The sequence below is a fragment of the Variovorax sp. Soil_C_39 genome (genome assembly GCF_057656815.1).
This window is the reverse complement of record NZ_JBDGJQ010000001.1, coordinates 59004-76220: the sequence shown is the minus strand read 5'-3', so window position 1 is coordinate 76220 and position 17217 is coordinate 59004. Positions and strand designations below refer to the sequence as shown.

Here is a 17217-nt window from a genome sequence, read left to right as displayed (position 1 = left end):
GCAACAAGACAACGCAATGCGCCCGCTCGAGGCGCTGCAAGGGAAGGCAGGGAGGCATGGCACACACGCAGGCCGCGCGCGCGGCATGGCCCTTCGCGGCAATGGGCGGAGTGGTGCTGGGCAGTGCGCTGCAGTTGCAGCAGGCTGCGCTCTGGCCTTGGCCGGCGTACTTGGCACTTTGCATCGCGGGGGGCGCGGTTGTTGCTGCCCTGACCGCGCGCACCCTCCGCGCCAGGCGCCCTGCGATGCTCGCGGCAGCGCTGCTCGCGGGCGCCTGCTGCGGCGCGGGGCTCGCGGGCGTGCGCGCCTGCGCTTTCCTGGCCGGCGCGCTGGAACCTGCACTCGAAGGGCGCGACCTGGAGGTGGTCGGCGTCGTCGCGCAGATGCCGCGCCGCGACGAGGGGGGCACGCGGTTTCGGCTCGATGTGGAATCGGCGCAGTGGCGCGATGCGGACGCCACGCGCCTGCAGGCGCCGCCGCGCGTACCGGCGCGCATTGCGCTGGGCTGGTACCGCGACCGCGACGGCGACGCCGGGGGCCACGCGGTGGCGCTGCATGCGGGCGAGCGTTGGCGCTTCACGGTGCGGCTGAAGGCACCGCACGGCCATCTCAACCCACATGGCTTCGATCATGAGCTGAGGCTCTGGGAGCAGGGCGTCCAGGCCACCGGCTACGTGCGCACGGGCGGGCGCGACACCGCGCCGCAACGGCTGGCGTCCACCTGGCGCCACCCCATCGAGCGGGCCCGCGAGGCGGTGCGCGACGCGGTCTTCGAACGCGTGGCCGATGCGCGGCCGGCCGGCGTCATCGCGGCGCTCGTGACGGGCGACCAGGCGGCCATCGATCGTGCCGACTGGGACATCTTTCGCGCCACCGGCGTGGCGCACCTGATGTCGATCTCGGGGCTGCACATCACCATGTTCGCCTGGCTCGCCGCGCACGCGGTCGGTGCGCTGTGGCGCCGCAGCCTGCGGCTGATGCTGCGCCATCCGGCGCCGCAGGCTGCGCTGGTCGGCGGCGTGCTGCTGGCCGGGCTCTATGCACTCTTCAGCGGCTGGGGCGTGCCCTCGCAGCGCACGGTCTGGATGCTGGCGGCCGCGGCGCTGCTGCGCCTGTCGGGGCGGCGCTGGCCGTGGCCCCATGTCTGGCTGCTGATCGCCGCGGTGGTGGTGCTGCTCGACCCGTGGGCGCTGATGCAGGCCGGCTTCTGGCTCAGCTTCGCGGCGGTCGGCATTCTCTTCACGACCGGCTTCATGCAGCCGGCCGGCGAAGCGATCGGCCCGGCGGCGCGGCTCGCGGGCTTTCTTCGCGAGCAATGCGTGGTCACGCTCGCGCTGGCGCCGCTCGGCCTGCTGTTCTTCCAGCAGGTCTCGTTGGTCGGCCTGGTCGCGAATGCGGTGGCGATCCCGTGGGTCACGCTCGTGGTCACGCCGCTCGCGATGCTCGGCACGGTGGTGCCGCCGCTGTGGAGCGTTGCCGCCGCGGCGGTGCAGGTGCTCGGCGCGCTGCTCGCCTGGCTGGCCGGCTTGCCGTGGGCCACGTTCTCGGTGGCCGCGGCGCCGGCCTGGATGGCCGCCGGCGGCGTGGCGGGCGGGGTGCTGCTTGCGATGCGGCTTCCCTGGGCGCTGCGCGTAGCCGGCGTGCCGCTGCTGCTGCCGGTGCTGCTCTGGCAGGCGCCGCGACCGGCGCAAGGCGAGTTCGAGTTGCTCGCGGCGGACATCGGCCAGGGCAATGCCGTGTTGGTGCGCACCGCCACGCACAGCCTGCTGTTCGACGCGGGGCCGCGCTACGGCCTGGGGAGCGACGCGGGGCAGCGCGTGCTGGTGCCGCTGCTGCGCGCCTTCGACGAGCGGCTCGACATGCTGGTGTTGAGCCACCGCGACAGCGACCACACCGGGGGCGCCGCCGCGGTGCTCGCGATGCAGCCCCAGGCCGCGCTGCTGAGTTCGATCGAGGCCGGGCACCCGCTGCAGTCGCTGCGGCCGGTGCGGCGCTGCGAGGCGGGCCAGCGCTGGACCTGGGACGGTGTGGATTTCGAGGTGCTGCATCCGGTGCCGGCCGACTACCTCTCGTCCACCAAGCCGAATGCGGTGTCGTGCGTGCTGCACCTCACCAACGCGCGGGCGGCGGCGCTGCTGGCGGGCGACATCGAACGCCTGCAGGAAGCGGCGCTGGTGGCACGCACGCCGCAGCAACTGCGCGCCGACGTGCTGCTGGTGCCCCACCACGGCAGCAAGACTTCGTCGAGCGCAGCACTGCTCGAGGCCGTTCGCCCGCGCATCGCGCTGGTGCAGGCGGGCTACCGCAACCGCTTCGGGCACCCCGCCGCCGAGGTGGTCGCGCGCTATACCGGCGCGGGTGTGCCGCTCTTCGAGAGCGCGCGCTGCGGCGCGGCGCTGTGGCGCAGCACGGCGCCCGCCCAGGTGGACTGCGAACGCGAGCGCCACGCGCGCTACTGGCACCACCGCGTGCCCTGACGCGTTCCGCGTGCGCGTGCATCTCGTGGGCACGCGGGTTTTCCCTTGATAAGTTTCGCTGGCAGCAACTATTTCGGGTTTTATTGACCGGCGCCCGCACGGGACCTCCAATGGCGCTGCAATCGCGGTTCCGCTAAGCGAAACAAAGAGAAAAGCCGATGGCCGTCCGACCCCGTTCCGTTGCATCCGTGCTGGCCAACAGCGCCACCGAACCGACCTCGTCGGTCGAGCGGGCCTGCCGCATCCTGCGGGCGCTCTCCGACCCCGGCGTCACACGCCTGACCGACATTGCCCTGGCCACCGGCCTCGACAAGACCACCGTGCTGCGCCTCGTCGAGGTGCTGATGCGCGACGGCTTCGTGGTGCGCGATGCGAAGACCAAGCGCTACAGCCTGGGCGCCGAACTGCTGGTGCTCGGCGCCGCGGCCCTCGCGCGCTTCGACCCGCGCCCGCTGGTGCGCCCGAGCCTGCTGCGCCTCACCGGCACCTTCGAGGACAGCGTGATCCTGTCCATCCCGAGCGGCATCGAGTCGCTGTGCGTCGACGTGGAAGAAGGGCGCTTCCCGATCCGCGCCAACTACCTTTCGGTGGGCAGCCGCCGGCCGCTCGGCGTGGGCGCCGGCAGCCTCGCGCTGCTGGCATGGATGCCCGAGGCCGAGCGAAAGGCCGCGCTCGCGGTGATCGCGCCGCAGCTCAAGCGCTATCCGCGCATCACGCCCAAGCTGCTCGAAGCCCGCGCCCTCGAAGCGCGCGAGCGCGGCCATGCGGTGCTGCTCGACGTGGTGGTCGAGCGCATGGGCGGCATCGCCGCGCCGATCCTCGGGGCCGATGGCCGGCCCGTCGCGGCCATCAGCATCGCGGCGCTGAACGACCGCATCACCTCGCGCGAGGCTGAACTGGCCAAGGCGCTCAAGCGCGAATGCGCCACCTGCGAAGTGTTGTGGAGCGGCGCAGCGCAGCAGAGCGCGCTCGCCACGCGCAGCGTCGGGCATCGGGTGCGGGTGCATTGAACGACATGACTTCTCCCAACGCTTTTCTCGTCGGTGCCGGCGGCACCGCCTTCGGCCGCCACGAAGGCCAGGGCGCCATCGACCTCATGGCCCAGGCCGCGCAGCAGGCGCTCGACGCGGCCGGGCTGCGGCGCGCCGACATCGACGGCGTGCTCTGCGGCTACGCGACCACGCTCCCGCACCTGATGATGTCGACGCTCTTTTGCGAGCGCTTCGCACTGCGGCCCGCCTATGCGCACAGCCTGCAGCTTGGCGGCGCCAGTGGCTCGGCGATGCTGATGCTGGCGCGCGAGCTGGTGCGCGCCGGCCGCTGCCGCAACGTGCTGGTGGTGGGCGGCGAGAACCGGCTCAGCGGCCAGTCGCGCGACAGCGCCATCCAGACCCTAGCGCAGGTGGGCGATGCCGATTTCGAAGTGCCCAACGGCGCCTCGGTGCCGGCCTACTACGGCCTGCTCGCATCGCGCTACATGCACGAGACCGGCACGCGCGAAGCCGATCTGGCCGAACTCGCGGTGCTCATGCGCACGCACGCCATGGGTCACCCCGGCGCGCACCTGCGCTCGCCCATGTCGGTGCCCGACGTGCTGGCATCGAAGCCCATCGCCGCGCCGCTCAAGCTGATGGACTGCTGCCCCATTTCGGATGGCGCGATGGCGCTGGTGGTGTCGTCGGCCGCGCGCGGCGACGAGGGCGTGGCGATTGCGGGCGCGGGCCAGGCGCACCGGCACCAGCACCTGAGCGCGATGGCCGACGTCATGCAGTGCGGCGCGGCCGAAGCGGCCGGGCGCGCGTTCGGCGAAGCGGGCCTGGGCGTGGACGACATCGACTGCCTCGGCATCTACGACTCCTTCACCATCACGCTGGCGATGCTGCTCGAGGAGATCGGGTTCGCGCCGCGCGGCGGTGCGGCCGAGCGCGTGCGCAACGGCGATTTCCGCGCCAGCGGACCGCTGCCGCTCAATACCCACGGCGGCCTGCTGTCGTTCGGCCACTGTGGGGTCGCGGGCGGCATGGCCCACACCGTTGAAGTGTTCCGTCAGATGACGGGGCAAGCCGGCGAGCGGCAATTGCGGCGCCCCCGCCACGCGTTCGTGCATGCGGACGGCGGCGTGATGTCGTCGCATGTGAGCCTGGTGCTTTCTCGTGGGGGTGGGTCATGAGCAGTCTTGCCGCTCCTTTCACCGAAGGCCTCGCGCGGCACCAACTGCGCTACCAGTCGTGCGCCGCCTGCGGCCACGCGCAGACGTTGGCGCGCTACGCCTGCGCGGCCTGCGGCGGCACGCAGCTCGAATGGAGGACTGCGAGCGGCCGCGCGACCGTGCATGCCGTCACCGTCGTCTCGCGCGCGCCCTCCGACGCCTTCCGCGCGCTGGCGCCCTACACGCTGGTGCTCGCCACGCTCGACGAGGGGCCGCGCCTCATGGCGCATGCCGCGCCCGGCGTGCGCATCGGCGACGCGGTGCGGGCCGGCTTCTTCACGCACGCGGGCCAGGTGCTCGTGCGCTTCGCGCCCGCGCCCGACTGAGCCGCAGCGCGCACCCGTCGTCCCAACAACCACAAGCAGGAGACAACCGCATGCATTCGATCCGATCCTTCGCCCGCCGCCAATGGCTGGCGGGTGCGCTGGCAGCCAGCGCCTGCGTCGCGGCGATGCCGCTGGCCGCCCAGGCGCAGGGCTATCCGAGCAAACCGGTCAAGCTGGTCGTGCCGTACCCGCCGGGCGGGCCGACCGACATCGTGGCGCGCGTGGTCGCGCAAAAGCTCTCGGAGCAGACCGGCCAGCAATTCATCATCGACAACCGCCCCGGCGCGGGCGGCAACACCGGCGCCGAGCTGGTGGCGCGCAGCACACCCGATGGCTACACGCTGGTGGTGGCCACCACCGCGCATGCGATCAACCCCTCGCTCTTCAAGAACCTCGGCTACAAGCTCACGAAGGATCTGATGCCGGTGTCGCAGCTCACCAGCGGTCCGCTCGTGATCGTGGCCAACCCCGAGCTGCCCGCGAAGAACGTGGCGGAGCTCATCGCGCTCGCCAAGGCCCGGCCCGGCGGGCTCAACTTCGCGTCGTCGGGCAACGGGCAATCGACGCACCTCGCGGCCGAGCTGTTCGCCGCGACGGCCGGCGTGAAGATGACGCACGTACCGTACAAGGGCAGTGCGCCGGCGCTCACCGACGTGATGGGCAACCAGGCGCAGCTGATGTTCGACACCATGCTCTCGGCCATGCCGCAGGTGAAGGGCGGCAAGCTCAAGGCGCTGGCCGTGACGAGCGCAAAGCGTTCGCCCGCGGCGCCCGAGCTGCCGACGGTGGCCGAGTCGGGCCTGCCGGGCTACGAGGCGATCGCATGGAATGGCCTGCTCGCCCCCGCGGGAACGCCGGGCGAGGTGATCGCGCGACTCAACGCCGAGTTGAAGAAAGCGCTGTCGCAGCCCGACGTGAAAGACAGGTTCGAGGCCCAGGGCTTTGCCGCGACATGGAACACGCCCGAGGACTTCGGCGTCTTCATGAACGCCGAGGTCGGCAAGTGGGCGCAGGTGGTGAAGGTCTCGGGCGCCACGCTCGATTGAGGTCATGATCGATCCCGTTCGACTGAAGGCCTGGCGCTTCGACGACATCGTCCACCGCTACACGGCGGACGACACGATGCGCTACGCGCTCGCACTGGGCCTGGGCCGCGACCCGATGGATGCAGCGCAGCTGCAGTTCGTCAACGACACGGCGCCCGGCATGCCGCTCGCGCTGCCGACGATGGCGGTGGTGCTCGGCTTTCCGGGCTCGTGGATGCAGGACCCGGCCACCGGCATCGACTTCGCGCAGATCGTGCACGGCGAAGAACGCGTGGTGTGGCACCGGCCGCTGCCGGCGGCCGGCACCGTGGTGGCGCGCCACCGCGTGACGCGCGTCGTCGACAAGGGGCCGGGGCGCGGCGCCTTGGTCACCTACGACAAGACGCTGTCCGATGCCGCGAGCGGCGACCTGCTCGCCACCGTCACGCACACGACCTTCGCGCGCGGCAACGGCGGCTTCGCGACCGCGGCGCAGCCCGGCGATGCCGCGCCCGAAGTGCCCGCGCCCGTGCCGCAGCGCATACCCGACGCCGTGGTCGACATTCCGACGCTGCCGCAGCAGGCGCTGCTCTACCGCCTCTGCGCCGACCGCAACCCGCTGCATTCCGATCCGGATGCCGCGCGGGCCGCGGGCTTCGACCGGCCGATCCTGCACGGGCTGTGCACCTGGGGCATCGCGGGCCAGGCGGTGCTCGCGCATGCCTGCGGCAATGCGCCGGCGCGGCTGCAGAGCCTGTTCGCGCGCTTCTCGGCACCGGTGGTCCCGGGCGACACGCTGCGCATCGAGACGTACCGCGAGGGCGCGGACCTGTACTTCCGGGCCCGCGTGCCCGCGCGCGACCGCACCGTGCTCGACCACGGGCATGCGCGCATCAGCGACTGAAGACCGAATCCAACCGGAGGCATCCATGACCAAGCAAGTGTCCGAACTGCGGCGGGTCACGCGCCGCGCATGCATCACCGGCGGCGCTGTCGCGGCGGCCGCGCTGGCCTTTCCTGCGCTCGCGCAGCAGCCGTACCCAGGCCGGCCGGTGCGCTTCATCGTGCCGTTTCCCGCGGGCGGTCCGGTCGACACCACGGCGCGCGCTGTGGCGCAGAAACTCTCCGAGCTCTGGGGCCAGCAGGCCATCATCGACAACCGTGCGGGCGCGGGCGGCATCGTGGGCGCGGACATCGCGTCCAAGTCGCTCGCCGATGGCTACAACCTTTTCGTGTGCAGCATCCACCATGCGGTGCTGCCGAGCCTGAAGCCCAAACTGCCGTACGACATCGAACGCGACTTCGTGCCGCTGAGCTTCGGCGCGACCTTTCCGGTGGTGTTGGTGGCGCATCCGTCGGTGCCGGCGCGCACCGTGGCGGAACTCATCGCGCTCGACCGCAAGTCGCCCGGCAAGCTGAGCTTCGGCTCGGCCGGCAACGGCGGCGGCACGCACCTCGCGGGCGAGCTGTTCAACATCCAGGCCGGCACGAAGCTGCTGCATGTGCCGTACAAGGGCAGCGCGCCCGCCATGGCCGACTTGCTGGGCGGGCAGGTGCAGCTGATGTTCGCCGACGCGCCCACTGCGCTGCCGCAGGTCAGGGGCGGCAAGGTGCGCGCCATCGCAGTGGCGAGCGCGCGCCGCTCGGCGCTGCTGCCCGATGTGCCGACGGTGGCCGAGTCGGGCCTGCCGGGCTACGAGGCCTATTCGTGGGCCGCCTTCATGGCACCCGCGGGCACGCCGAAAGACATCGCGCAGCGCCTGGCCGCCGACATCGCCCGTGCGCTGAACGATCCAGTCGTCAACCGGCGGCTGCACGAGGCCGGTGCCGAGGCCGCGCCGAGCACACCCGAGGCCTTCGCGAAGACGCTGCGCACTGAGATCGTGAAGTGGACGCAGGTGGTGCGCACCGCCAACATCCAGGTGGATTGAGCATGGGCATCGAAACATCCCTGGGCGCACGCCTGCTGTCGCACCGCGAGGGGCCGGTGCTGGTGCTGACCCTGAGCCATCCCGCTGCGCGCAACGCGATGCATCCGTCGCTCTACCGCACCGCCACCGCGCTGCTGCGCGAGACGGCCACCGACCGCACGGTGCGCGCCATCGTGCTGACGGGCGAGGGCGGGCACTTCTGCGGCGGAGGCGACGTCAAGCGGCTGGCCGCGCAGCGCCATCGCCCGCGCGAAGAACAGCTTGGCCACCTCGATGCGCTGCACGACTGGGTGATGGCCATGCACGACGCGCCGCAGCCGGTGATCGCCGCGGTGGAGGGCGCGGCGGCCGGCGGCGGCTTCTCGTTGTGCCTGGGCTGCGACCTCATCGTGGCGGCCGAGGACGCGAAGTTCGTGATGTCCTATGTGAAGCTGGCGCTCTCGCCCGACGGCGGTGGCTCCGATTCGCTGGCACGCGCGTTGCCGGCGCAGGCCGCACTCGAGCTGCTGCTCGACGGCGGCGTCTGCAGCGCCCAGCGCCTGCATGCCTGGGGCGTGGTGAACCGCGTGGTGCCGCAGGGCGAAGCCTTGGCGACGGCGCTCGATTGGGCCGGGCGGCTGTCCGACGGGCCCTTCGATGCGCAGGCGCGCATCAAGCAGCTGGTGCATGCCGCACGCGGGCGCACCCGGCGCGAACAACTCGACGCCGAGCGCGATGCCTTCGTCGACAACCTCTATGGCGACGAGGCCGGCAGCGCCATCGAAGCCTTCCTGTCGGCCCGCCGGCCCTCCAAAACCTGAATGAAAGCGTCCATGTCCGACCTGCTCGAATCCGCACTGGCCCCGAAGTCCGTCACCGTCATCGGCGCCTCGGAAAACATCCACAAGATCGGCGGGCGGCCGATCTACTACATGCAGAAGCACGGCTTCGCCGGCACGATCTACCCGATCAATCCGGCGCGTGACGAGGTGCAGGGGCTCAAGAGCTACGCCTCGCTCGCCGCGCTGCCCGAGGCGCCCGAGCTCGCGCTCGTGATCGTGGGCGGCGAGAAGGCCGTGGCCGCGGTGGACGAATGCGCCGCGCGCGGGGTGAAGTCGGCGGTGGTCATCGCATCGGGGTTCGGCGAAGCGGGCGAGGAGGGCCGCGCGGTGCAGAAGGCCATGGCCGACCGCGCGCGCGCCGCCGGCATGCGGCTCTACGGGCCCAACACGCAAGGCCTGGCGAACTTCGGCAACGGCGCCATCGCGGGGTTCTCGACCATGTTCATCGAGGTGCCGCCGGCCGACGGGCCCATCGGCGTGGTGAGCCAGAGCGGCGGCATGAGCGCCATGGCCTACGGCCTGCTGCGCGGGCGCGGCCTGGGCGTGCGCCATGTGCATGCCACGGGCAACGAGGCCGACGTGACGGTGTCCGACCTGGCCTGGGCCGTGGCGCACGATCCCGAGGTGAAGCTGCTGCTGCTGTACCTCGAGAACATCGCGAACCCCGAGATGCTGGCGCGCACGGCCGCCTACGCACGCGCGCGCGACCTGCCGATCATCGCGGTGAAGGCGGGGCGTTCCGAGAGCGGGCAGAAGGCCGCGTCATCGCACACGGGTTCGCTGGCCAACGAAGACCGCGCGGTCGATGCCTTCTTTCGCCACCACGGCATCTGGCGGGTGCGCGATCCGCATGCGCAGGCACTGGCGGCCGAGGCTTACCTGAAGGGCTGGCGGCCCGAGGGGCGGCGGCTGGTGGTCATCAGCAACTCGGGGGCGAGCTGCGTGATGGGCGCCGATGCGTCCGAAGAATTCGGCCTGCCGCTGGCCGCGCTGTCGGAAGGCACGCGAAAGGACGTGGCCGCGCGGCTGCCAGGTTTCGCTACCGCGACGAACCCGATCGACATCACGGCGGCGCTGCTGTCGAACAGCGGCCTCTTCGGCGATGTGCTGCCCGCGGTGGCCCAGGACCCGGCCGCCGATCTCTTCTTCATCAACATCCCGGTGGCGGGCGCGGGCTACGACGTCGAGGCCTTCGCCGCCGACACCGCGAAGTTCGAGGCCGCGACCGGCAAGCCGGTGGTGGTCGCGGCCTGGCAGGCTTCGGTGGCCGCCCCGTTCCAGGCCCGCGGCATTCCGACCTATGCCAACGAAACCGAGGCGCTCGGCGTGCTCGCGCAGCTGGCGTCGCATACAGCCCTGATGCGCGAGACGCATGCGCCGTGGCCCCCGGCGCCGCCGCCCTCGCTGCCCGAGGGCACGGGCCGCTTCCTCAACGAGGCGCAGAGCCTGGCCTTGCTGGCGGCGCATGGCGTTCCGGTGGTGGCACATCGGCTCTGCCGCAGCGCCGCCGAGGCGCGCGACGCCTGGGGCGCCGTGGGTGGCTCGGCGGTGGTCAAGGCTTGTTCGGCCGACCTGCCGCACAAGTCCGAGCACGGGCTGGTCGCGCTGCACGTCGACAGTGCCGCGCAGGCCGAGGCGCTGTTCGATGCCCAGTGGGCGAAGCTCGCGGCGCTGGGCGCGGCGCAGGAGGGCGTGCTCGTCGCGGCGATGCACAAGGCACGGCACGAATTCATGGTGGGCGCGCGGCACGACCCGGTCTTCGGGCCGGTCGTGGTGGTGGGCGACGGCGGCAAGTACGTCGAGGCGCTGCAGGACGTGGCGGTGCTGATTCCCCCGTTTGACGCGGCCGCCGTGCAGGTGGCCTTGAAGGGCCTGCGCATCGCGCCGCTGCTGGGCGGCGTGCGCGGCGAGCCGCCGCTCGACGTGGCGGCGCTCTGCGCGGTGGCTGTGACGGTCGGACGGCTGATCGTCTCCGCACCGGGGCGTATTGCCTCGATCGACGTGAATCCCGTCATGGTCGGCGCTGTGGGCGAGGGCGCGATGGTGGTCGATGCGCTGGTCGAGCGCGCCGCCGGGTGACTGCGATGTGATCTGTAAATCGCCGAACGGCCCGTCTCCGGCTGGCAGATAAGGGGTTCTACTGGCCTCGAACTTGCTAAGCTATGGCGCAAGGAGATTGGTCGTTCAATGAAAAAATTCGACGAAATGTACGAGCAGCTGCCCTATGCGGGCGCTGCGATCCGGCAGCACTACAAGCGGTACGACCAATGGCTCGCCAAGCAACCTCCCGAGGTGATGCTGTCGCGGCGCGAAGAGGCGGAGATGATCTTCCGCCGGGTCGGCATCACCTTTGCGGTGTATGGCGCGAAGGACGAGGACGGCTCGGGCACCGAGCGGCTCATTCCGTTCGATCTGCTGCCGCGCATCATCCCGACCCATGAGTGGGAGCATATGGAGAAGGGCCTGGTGCAGCGCGTGACGGCGCTCAACCGCTTCCTGCATGACGTCTACCACGACCAGGAGATCATCAAGGCCGGCATCATCCCGGCCGAGCAGATCCTCCACAACGCGCAGTTCCGCCCCGAGATGATGGGCGTCACGGTGCCGCACGAGGTGTACTCCAACATCTCGGGCGTCGACATCGTGCGAGCGGCCGATGTCGACGGCAACGGCGAGTACTACGTGCTCGAGGACAACCTGCGCGTGCCGAGCGGCGTGAGCTACATGCTCGAGAACCGCAAGATGATGATGCGGCTCTTCCCCGACCTGTTCAATCAGAACCGCATCGCGCCCGTGGCGCACTACCCCGACCTGCTGCTCGAGACGCTGCGCGCCAGCGCGCCGCCCGCCACGGCCGATCCTTCCGTGGTGGTGCTCACGCCCGGCATGTACAACAGCGCCTACTTCGAGCATGCCTTCCTCGCGCAGCAGATGGGCATCGACCTCGTCGAGGGGCAGGATCTCTTCGTCAAGGACGACTTCGTCTACAAGCGCACCACGCGCGGGCCGAAGCGCGTCGACGTCATCTACCGCCGCGTGGACGACGACTTCCTCGATCCCGAGGTGTTCCGCCCCGACTCCACGCTCGGATGCGCGGGCCTGATGCGCGCCTACCGCGCGGGCAACGTCGTTATCTGCAATGCCGTGGGCACCGGCGTGGCCGACGACAAGTCGATCTACCCCTATGTGCCGAAGATGATCGAGTTCTACCTTGGCGAGCAGCCGATCCTGAAGAACGTGCCGACCTACATGTGCCGCAACAAGGACGAACTGCAGTACACGCTCGACAACATGAAGGATCTCGTGGTCAAGGAAGTGCACGGCGCGGGGGGCTACGGCATGCTGATCGGCCCGGCCTCGACGCAGGCCGAGATCGAGGACTTCAAGCGCGCCGTGATCGCCAAGCCCGACGGCTACATCGCGCAGCCGACGCTGAGCCTGTCGACCTCGCCGACCTTCGTCGATGCCGGTATCGCGCCGCGCCACATCGACCTGCGGCCCTTCGTGCTGTCGGGCAGCGAAGTGCAGATGGTGCCCGGCGGGCTCACGCGCGTGGCGCTCAAGGAAGGCTCGCTGGTCGTCAACTCGTCGCAGGGCGGCGGCACCAAGGACACCTGGGTGCTCGAAGCCGAGCGCGCGCCCCGCGTCAAGCCCGGGTCGCAGTCGCAGAGCCAGTCGTCGTCGGCCTGAGTGCAGGCAAGCAAAAATTAGGAGAAACAACCGATGCTGTCACGCACCGCCGACCACCTCTACTGGATGTCGCGCTACACCGAGCGCGCCGAGAACACCGCGCGCATGCTCGACGTCAACTACCAGACCTCGCTGCTGCCCCAGTCGGCCGAAGTGGCCAAGTACGGTTGGCAGGGCGTGCTCTCGATCAGCGAGCTGCTGCCATCGTACAACGACAAGTACGAGCAGATCGCGCCCAACGAGGTGATGGAGTTCATGGTCAAGGACGAGAGCAATCCGTCGTCGATCGTCTCGTGCCTCAAGGCCGCGCGCGAGAACGCCCGCGCGGTGCGGGGCGCGCTCACCACCGAGGCCTGGGAGACCCAGAACACCACCTGGCTCGAAGTCAACCGCATGCTGCGCGCCGGCGGCTTCGAGCGCGATCCGGCGCAATTCTTCGAGTGGGTCAAGTTCCGCTCGCACCTGTCGCGCGGCGTCACGCTCGGCACCATGCTGCAGGACGAGGCCTTCTATTTCTCGCGCCTGGGCACCTTCCTCGAACGCGCCGACAACACGGCGCGGCTGGTCGACGTCAAATTTCATGCGCTCAACAGCGAGTTCTTCGGCACCGCCACCGAGGAAGACCAGGAATACGACTTCTATCACTGGAGTGCGATCCTGCGCAGCGTGTCGGCCTTCGAGGTGTACCGCAAGGTGTACCGCGACGTGATCAAGCCCGAGCGCGTGGCCGAACTGCTGATCCTGCGCGCCGACATGCCGCGCTCGCTGCACGCGAGCCTTGCCGAGGTGGTTTCCAATCTCGCGAAGGTGCAGAACGACCAGAGCGCCGAAACCCAGCGCCGCGCCGGCAAGCTGCTGGCCGACCTGCAGTACGGTCGCGTCGACGAGATCCTGGCGACCGGGCTGCATGCCTACCTCACGCAGTTTCTCGACCGGGTGAACGAGCTCGGCATGCGCATCAGCCAGGACTTCCTGGTTCCGGCGCACTGACGCACGCAGCGGCCTTCAGGGGGCCGCGGGCGGCGCCGGCACCTCGTCGCCCGAACACAGCTCGATCACGAGTTCGCGAAACCAGCGGTGCAACGGATTCGTGTGCGTTCGGTCGTGCCACAGCAGCACGACGTTGAACGGCTCGAGCGCGAGCGGCGGGTCGAACATCACGACGTCGGTGAACCTGGCGAAGCCGCGCGCCACGCGCTCGGGCAAGGTGGCCAGCAGGTCTGAATCCTCGACGATGAAGGGCACGCCGAGGAAGGTGGGCTTGGTCAGCTGCGCATGGCGCTGGCGCCCGTGCAGCGTGAGCTGCTGGTCGACCTGGGTGTTGTACCAGGTGGCCGTGCCGGGCTCGACGGTGACGTGCCCGTGGCTGCAGTAGGCGTCGAGGTTGCCCGTGTCCTGCAAGAACGGATGGCCGCGGCGCGCGATGCCCACGAGCCGGTCGGTGAAGAGCGGGCGCACGCGCAGGCTTGCCGGCGGATTGGGAAAGTACGACACCGACACATCGACCTCGCCGCTGCTGAAAATCTCGCCGAGCCGCTCGGGGTTGGGGCCAACCACGCGCAGCATCACGCCGGGCGCGCGGCGCGCCATCGCCTTGACGATCGCGGGCACCAGCAGGAAGTCGATGTAGTCGGTGACGATCAGCGTGATGGTGTCGCGCGCCTGCGCGGGATCGAAGCCCTGCTGCACGTGCAGCAGTCCCTCGATGTGATGGAGCGCGTCGCTGACGCGCGGCGCGAGGTCGACGGCCTTCGCGGTCAGCACCAGCCCGCCGCCGCCCTTCACGAGCAGCGGGTCGTTGAACAGCGTGCGCAGCTTCGAGAGCGCGAGGCTCATCGACGACTGGCTCATCTCGAGCCGGGCGGCCGCGCGCGAGACATGGGCTTCCCGGAGCAGGGCATCCAGGGCTACGAGCAGGTTGAGGTCGAGATCGCGAAGACGCACGTGACGTGAAATTTAGATAGCGGACATCGGCGCAGCGAATTGCGTGCGCACGGCGTTGTGAATGTAATGGATGCACTCAAAAAAATACGCGAGACAAACCATGACCCACGACCCCCTGCCTGCTCACCGCCGCCGCCTGCGCCGCGCTTGAGCGGCTGCCCCGTCCGGGCGGCACCACCTTTTCTAGCACCGCTTCCACGGCCTTGCCGTGGCGGAACCGGCACGCCCGTGCGCGCCGGGCCTCGCATCACGCAAGCACTTCAGCACGCAATCCATCGAAGGAGAAACAACCATGCAACCGAAGATCCCCACCATCCGCGTCACCCGTGAGGAGATGCGCAAGCGCGTGGCCCTGTTCAAGGAAGTCAAGGGCTTCGACGGCGGACTGCCCGACAGCCGTCACCCGAGCGCGCAGCGCAAGCTCTACAACATCATCGGCTTCCAGCCGCCGGCGCGCGCCGATGGCGGCGCCGCGCCGATCGTCTCGCCCGTGGGCGACGATGCGGCAGAGCACGCCCACATCAAGATCAGCGAAGGCTTCAACCTCGGCTTCTGCGAAACGACGCCGGGCAAGGGGCCGATGATGCACAACCACGACACCAACGAGACCTTCATGCCGATGACCGGCAAGTGGCGCTGCTCGTGGGAGGTCGACGGCAAGGTCGAGGCCTTCGACCTCGAGCCCTTCGACGTGATCGCGTTCCCCGCGGGCGTACAGCGCCGCTTCGAGAACATCACCTTCGACGAGCCCGACAAGACGCACTGGCTGCTGTTCGTGATCGGCGGCAACACGCCCGAGGCCGAGTTCTCTCCCGAGGCGCATGCGCAGCTGATCGCCGAGGGCTTCATGACGCCCGACGGAAAGTACTGAGCGATGCGCGAGCTGATCCACAGGCTAGAGAGCCGCTACGCCTGGTCGTCGCTGGCGGACGCCAACGGCCACACCTGGCGCTGGCTCGACACGGCGGGGCACGGCCCGGCCGTCGTCTTGCTGCCGGGCTCGGTCGGCGACGCCGCGATGTTCGTGCGCACCCTGCTGTCGCTCGGCGAGCGGCTGCGGCTGCTCGCCGTGACCTACCCGGCGGTAGCGAGCGCCGAGGAGCTCAGCGACGGGCTCAAGGCCGTCTGCGAACACCTGGGCCTGCCGCCGGCGGTGGTGGTGGGTTCCTCGTTCGCCGCCTGGTGGGCGCAGTACTTTGCGCTGCGCCATCCCGAGCAGGTGCGCAAGCTCGTTATCGGCAACGGCTTCACCGATTCGAGCGACCTGGCGGCCAACCCGATGTTCGCGCCCGCCTGGGTGCGCGACGTCGCGCCGCAGGACCTGCATGCCACCTGGGTGGAGCGCGTGCGTGCCATGCCGGTGTCGCCGCTGCAGCAGTTGCAGCTGCAGATGCTGACCGAGCGCCAGTCGCCGGAGAACCTGCATGCGCGCTTTCTCGGCGTGACGCAGGCACGCGCCTGCCCGCCGCTGCCGTTGGCCGAGTCGGAGGTGACGATCCTCGACTGCGAGGACGACCCGCTGATCCCGGCCGCTGCGCGCGACCGGCTGCGCGCGCGCTACCCGAAGGCCCACCATGTGCGCCTTCCCACCGGCGGCCACTATCCCCACGTGCTGAACCCCGAACGCTACGAGAGCCTGCTGCTCGACCTGGCGTTCGAATGAGCGGGCGCGCGGACGATCCCAGCAAAAATACAGGAGACGACAAATGAAAATGACGACATCACTTCTTGCCGCTGCGGCTTTCGCAGCCATCGCCGGCACGGCCAGCGCCGACAACTACACGCTGCGCATGGGCGGCGGCCACACCACCGGCACCACCTACGTCAAGGTGTTCGACACCTTCTTCGCCGATGAGGTCGCCAAGCGCGTGAAGGAGAAGACCGGCCACCGCATCCGCTTCATCAAGGCCTGGGGCGGCAGCGTCGCCAAGGTCGACGGCGGCATCGAGGCGGTGCAGAAGGGCTCGCTCGACATTGCGCTGTCGCCGATCGGCTTCGAGCAGTCGCGCGCGGGCCTCATGAACTACAGCGCCTACATGCCGTTCACCTCCGACGATCCGGTGCTGCAGCAGAAGGTCGCGAGCCGCATGCTGAAGGAAGTGCCCGCGCTGCAGGCCAGCATGAAGCCCTACAACGCGCACATCCTCGCGCAGATGGTGACTGAGGCCTACAGCGTCGCCACCACCTTCGAGGTCCAGCGCCACGAAGACCTGCGCGGCAAGCGCATCGCGATGTCGGGAACCAATGCGCCGCTGTTCATTCCGACCGGCGCGGTGCCGGTGACGCTGGGCATCGGCGACCACTACCAGGCGATCCAGAACGGCCTGGCCGAGGGCAGCCTTTTCTGGATCTCGGGCATGGAGGCGTTCAAGCTGCGCGAGGTGGCCAAGGTCTGGACCAAGACCGGCTTCGGCTCGTACAGCACGCTCGCCGCGTTCATGAACCTGGACACGCGGACCAAGCTGCCGAAGGAGGTCGTGGCGATCATCGACCAGGTGGCGGACGAAGCGACGGTGCGCGTTGCCGAGCAGAGCAAGCAGCGCGACCTCGACACGGAGGCACGCATCGTGAAGGAGGGCGTGAAGGTCAACACGCTCAGCGTGGCGGAGCGCGCGCGCTGGGCCCAGCTCGTGAAGGACATGCCCGCCAGCGCCGCGAAGGAACTCGACGCCAAGGGGCAGCCCGCCACCGAGGTGATGAAGACCTACGTGCGCTTCCTCGGTGAGGCCGGCTACACGCTGCCGTTCGCGTATCCGCTCTGACGCTTCGACACCTCGAACCCACGCGCGCCGTT

Annotated in this window: 15 protein-coding genes; 14 read left to right on the top strand and 1 reads right to left on the bottom strand. The window is 69.9% G+C overall.

Annotation, left to right across the window (positions count from 1 at the left end; genetic code table 11):
* Nucleotides 1–56 precede the first annotated feature (56 nt).
* From AC3A6J_RS00370 to AC3A6J_RS00320, 11 genes are all read left to right on the top strand, one after another.
* Entirely contained in the window at nucleotides 57–2477 is a 2421-nt protein-coding gene (locus tag AC3A6J_RS00370) for a DNA internalization-related competence protein ComEC/Rec2 (protein ID WP_487857909.1), read from the top strand.
* A 158-nt stretch (nucleotides 2478–2635) separates the two neighbouring features.
* Nucleotides 2636–3487 (top strand): IclR family transcriptional regulator, encoded by an 852-nt coding sequence (locus AC3A6J_RS00365; protein ID WP_487857908.1) that lies wholly within the window; start codon nucleotides 2636–2638, stop codon nucleotides 3485–3487.
* A 5-nt stretch (nucleotides 3488–3492) separates the two neighbouring features.
* Nucleotides 3493–4647 (top strand): thiolase family protein, encoded by a 1155-nt coding sequence (locus tag AC3A6J_RS00360; protein WP_487857907.1) that lies wholly within the window; start codon nucleotides 3493–3495, stop codon nucleotides 4645–4647.
* Nucleotides 4644–5012, top strand: a complete 369-nt coding sequence (locus tag AC3A6J_RS00355; protein ID WP_487857906.1) for a Zn-ribbon domain-containing OB-fold protein — start codon at nucleotides 4644–4646, stop codon at nucleotides 5010–5012. The genes AC3A6J_RS00360 and AC3A6J_RS00355 overlap by 4 nt, the downstream gene beginning before the upstream one ends.
* 50 nt (nucleotides 5013–5062) lie before the next feature.
* Entirely contained in the window at nucleotides 5063–6058 is a 996-nt protein-coding gene (locus AC3A6J_RS00350; RefSeq protein WP_487857905.1) for a tripartite tricarboxylate transporter substrate binding protein, read from the top strand.
* Nucleotides 6059–6062: 4 nt separating this feature from the next.
* Entirely contained in the window at nucleotides 6063–6941 is an 879-nt protein-coding gene (locus tag AC3A6J_RS00345; protein ID WP_487857904.1) for a MaoC/PaaZ C-terminal domain-containing protein, read from the top strand.
* A gap of 25 nt (nucleotides 6942–6966) precedes the next feature.
* On the top strand, nucleotides 6967–7968 hold the full coding sequence (locus AC3A6J_RS00340) for a tripartite tricarboxylate transporter substrate binding protein (RefSeq protein ID WP_487857903.1): 1002 nt from the start codon (nucleotides 6967–6969) through the stop codon (nucleotides 7966–7968).
* Between the two features lie 2 nt (nucleotides 7969–7970).
* Nucleotides 7971–8768, top strand: a complete 798-nt coding sequence (locus tag AC3A6J_RS00335; RefSeq protein ID WP_487857902.1) for an oxepin-CoA hydrolase, alternative type — start codon at nucleotides 7971–7973, stop codon at nucleotides 8766–8768.
* 12 nt (nucleotides 8769–8780) lie between these two features.
* The gene (locus AC3A6J_RS00330) at nucleotides 8781–10868 is read left to right on the top strand and encodes an acetate--CoA ligase family protein (protein WP_487857901.1); all 2088 of its coding nucleotides are present in this window, start codon (nucleotides 8781–8783) and stop codon (nucleotides 10866–10868) included.
* A 108-nt stretch (nucleotides 10869–10976) separates the two neighbouring features.
* Nucleotides 10977–12479, top strand: coding sequence for a circularly permuted type 2 ATP-grasp protein (locus AC3A6J_RS00325; RefSeq protein WP_487857900.1), 1503 nt, complete (start codon nucleotides 10977–10979; stop codon nucleotides 12477–12479).
* A gap of 33 nt (nucleotides 12480–12512) precedes the next feature.
* Nucleotides 12513–13469, top strand: a complete 957-nt coding sequence (locus tag AC3A6J_RS00320) for an alpha-E domain-containing protein (protein WP_487857899.1) — start codon at nucleotides 12513–12515, stop codon at nucleotides 13467–13469.
* A 15-nt stretch (nucleotides 13470–13484) separates the two neighbouring features.
* On the opposite strand, the gene AC3A6J_RS00315 is transcribed toward AC3A6J_RS00320, so the two are convergent.
* Nucleotides 13485–14423 (bottom strand): LysR family transcriptional regulator, encoded by a 939-nt coding sequence (locus tag AC3A6J_RS00315; protein WP_487857898.1) that lies wholly within the window; start codon nucleotides 14421–14423, stop codon nucleotides 13485–13487.
* A gap of 292 nt (nucleotides 14424–14715) precedes the next feature.
* Here AC3A6J_RS00315 and AC3A6J_RS00310 point away from each other — a divergent pair, with 292 nt between their 5' ends.
* From AC3A6J_RS00310 to dctP, 3 genes are read left to right on the top strand one after another with little or no spacing between them, the layout of a single operon-like run.
* Entirely contained in the window at nucleotides 14716–15294 is a 579-nt protein-coding gene (locus AC3A6J_RS00310) for a cupin domain-containing protein (protein ID WP_487857897.1), read from the top strand.
* Between the two features lie 3 nt (nucleotides 15295–15297).
* A complete protein-coding gene (locus AC3A6J_RS00305; RefSeq protein ID WP_487857896.1) occupies nucleotides 15298–16086 on the top strand; it encodes an alpha/beta fold hydrolase in 789 nt (262 codons plus the stop codon).
* Nucleotides 16087–16129: 43 nt separating this feature from the next.
* Complete coding sequence (gene dctP / locus AC3A6J_RS00300) at nucleotides 16130–17185, top strand: TRAP transporter substrate-binding protein DctP (protein WP_487857895.1); 1056 nt, start codon at nucleotides 16130–16132, stop codon at nucleotides 17183–17185.
* The last annotated feature ends 32 nt before the right edge of the window (nucleotides 17186–17217 follow it).